The following is a 2,711-nucleotide window of genomic DNA, read 5'->3' as shown; positions in this document are numbered from 1 at the left end:
GTCATCCTCTTCTCGGAGGCGCCTCAAATAAATATTCAGTCTGCAACCTGTCCGCTTCCATACGTGTAAGTTAATCGCCATAAATTACACGCCGCAAGCAGAAACCGCGAACGTCAGCTATTTATCATACCATCTCCTTTGTTCGCGTATGACAGTTGATTGGATTCGGGTTTGACCGGACAGCATCTTCTCCATGTTACATTTTCAAAATGAAGATCTTCGACTGTCTCAAAAATCATGCTTCTGCTGAATTCAGCGAAATGCTCCAGATTGCGGCGGCAGGGACAGATGGAGAAATTGCAGTGGTCGAAAAGGATTTCCCGCACCCCGTGCTTCGCCGCCGCCCGGATAAAGGGATAACCACCGCTGACCGCATCCACGTTGCTCAGCCGGATGTTGCGGACCCCTGCGCAACAGGCGTCGTCGGCAAGCCGGATCATGAAAGGACCGTTCTGCGTCTCCATGATGAGGTGGGAGAAGGCGATGTTCTCCACCGCAAACGGCAGCGTCTTTTCCGGAGGAGTCGGGCAGTCCGGCCCCCGGGGCGGATCAAACTGAATCGGCGCAATCTCCGGCAGGTAAATCGAAATACCGGCGAAACTCTCCTCAATAATCAGATGGCTGAAACTGCAATTGCCGATGGCGTAATCCCCGCTCCAGCCGATCCGGATTGCCGAACTGCCGCTTTTCAGCACACAGTTGGAAACCGTCACCCGTTCACACGGCCGCGGCGTGAAGAGCTGTTCCTGATGGGAGCGCAGCACCAGGGCGTCGTCACTGCTGCGGATGATGCAGTTTGCAATCACGGCGTCGCGGCACGCGCTCAGATGGATGCCGTCCATGTTCGGCAGGCGCATTTCTCCGTCGATACGCAGCTTGTTGATCTGAATCCGTTCGCAGTCCAGCATCCAAAGACTCCATCCGGCGGCATTTTCGATCTTGAATTCGTCGAGCAGAACGTCGGAACAGGCGACGAAGAGAATCGCCCGCCCCGGAATCTTCCGGTCATCTTTCCGTTTCCAGACCCAATGGAGCTCCTGCGGAGCATCCATCGCCACCTCGGTAAAGGCATGTGCATTGCCGCAGATGGTTCCCCGGCCGGTGATGCCGACGTTGCGGCAATGTTCCGCATAGATCAACGTACGTCGGTTCAGGCGGGAACAGCGGGCGGGAATCCACCATGGATTGTCCGCAATCTCCGGGTAGCGAAGAGGATCCGGCCCCCCGAGGAGCACTGCGCCCTCCTCCAGATGGAGCGTTGTGTTGTCATGCAGATACAACGTATAGCTCATCCAGACGCCCGGGCCGATCCGGACCGTGCCGCCGCCAGTTGCGGCGCAACTGTCCAGCGCCTGCTGAATTGCGGAGGTGTTGTCGAACTCTCCGCCGGAACGTGCGCCGCAGTTTTGAATGTCAACCATTGCATTCTCCTTGAAAGTTATCCATTCTGCCTGGATGATATTATACCGTATTCTGCCTCAAGAAACAACCTTTTTTGCAATTCATAAATATGGATTTCAGACAAAAATAATACAACAATTGTTGAAAAAATATGTTTTTTGTGTTACTTTAGCTCAGAAAGGAGAAACGATGGAGCAGCCGATCCCGCATCTGCCGAAGCCGGACGAAAACATGCCGCCCGACCATCTTCTGCTCGCTCCCGGCCGGGCGATGCGGACACACTTTTTTCTGAATCCCGGCTCCTACGAAGACTATCCACTCTACACCAACGGCATCGAAGAGGCGTCCCGGAATTCGCCCACCTGGTATCATAGTTATCACGCGCGGCACGGATTGCTGGTCTGGCTGATCTCCGGCGAGGTCAGCTACCGGATTGAGAAGAAACATTATCTGGTGCGCCCCGGTCTGCCCCTCTTCATCCCGCCGGGGTACGAATACTATTTCGAGACGACGGAACAATGCGGATACCAGAAGTTTGTAGCCTTTTTTCAGGGGGTGAACCTGCCGTCGATTCTGGAGACGCTGAAACTGAACCAGCCGATTCAGCTCTCCCTGCCGCAGACCGATCCGCTGCCCCGGAAACTCCGGCTTCTGCGGATTCTGATCCGCCGCCGCCCGCCGGACCACATCATGCGAAACGCCGGGTTGACCATGGAACTTCTGATGACGCTGTCGGAAGCGATTCCCCGCCCGCAGGAGAAATCACTCTTCCTGCGTCTGGCCTGTGAAAAGCTCTGCGGAAACTTTGAACACCCCGAGAGCATCGCCTCCATCGCCTGGACCCTCGGCATGAATGAGCGGACCTTCACCCGGCTCTTCCGGGCGCAGATGAACCAGTCGCCCCACCGTTACCGGATGCAGCGCCGGATGGAATCCGCCTGCGAACTGTTGACCAGGACCGGTTTCTCTGTCAAGGAGATCGCGTTTCAGCTCGGCTTCTGCAACTCCTTCTATTTCTGCAGCCAGTTCCGGCGGGAATTCGGCATGACCCCGACCCAGTTCCGGCGGAACTCCGGTCAGAAGAAAAATTCCGTCACCACGCCGTCCTGCTGAGGGAGCCGCTGTCAGAACTCTCAAAACCTGCGCATGCAAGTTCCAGCATTCAGACATGGTTTCATCTGGATGCAGTGCTCGCTTATGCCTCCCTTCCCTCTCCTCCAATCAATCATATTACATGCATAATAACATGACCGTAATATGACTGAATTTTTTTCACAGCCATCCCATAGGAAAAGAAAAAGTTGAAAGAT

The 2,711-nt window shown here is 55.1% G+C and carries 2 protein-coding genes; one reads left to right on the top strand and one right to left on the bottom strand.

The window, feature by feature from the left end; genetic code table 11:
- Positions 1 to 113: 113 nt before the first annotated feature.
- Positions 114 to 1,421, bottom strand: coding sequence for a glycoside hydrolase family 28 protein (locus ACMLHG_RS16080; protein ID WP_417171142.1), 1,308 nt, complete (start codon positions 1,419 to 1,421; stop codon positions 114 to 116).
- A 169-nt stretch (positions 1,422 to 1,590) separates the two neighbouring features.
- Between ACMLHG_RS16080 and ACMLHG_RS16075 the strand changes: the two genes are divergently transcribed.
- Entirely contained in the window at positions 1,591 to 2,514 is a 924-nt protein-coding gene (locus tag ACMLHG_RS16075; protein WP_417171141.1) for an AraC family transcriptional regulator, read from the top strand.
- Positions 2,515 to 2,711: the final 197 nt, after the last annotated feature.

Source organism: Victivallis sp. (genome assembly GCF_048170485.1).
Classification (GTDB): Bacteria; Verrucomicrobiota; Lentisphaeria; order Victivallales; family Victivallaceae; genus Victivallis.
Note: the sequence above shows the minus strand (reverse complement) of the source record. Positions and strands in the feature narration are given on the sequence as shown.

What these genes read in the sequence shown, in the direction of transcription:
- ACMLHG_RS16080 (WP_417171142.1), bottom strand. Translation starts at nt 1,421, where the DNA reads ATGGTTGACATTCAAAACTGCGGCGCACGTTCCGGCGGAGAGTTCGAC.
- ACMLHG_RS16075 (WP_417171141.1), top strand. Translation starts at nt 1,591, where the DNA reads ATGGAGCAGCCGATCCCGCATCTGCCGAAGCCGGACGAAAACATGCCG.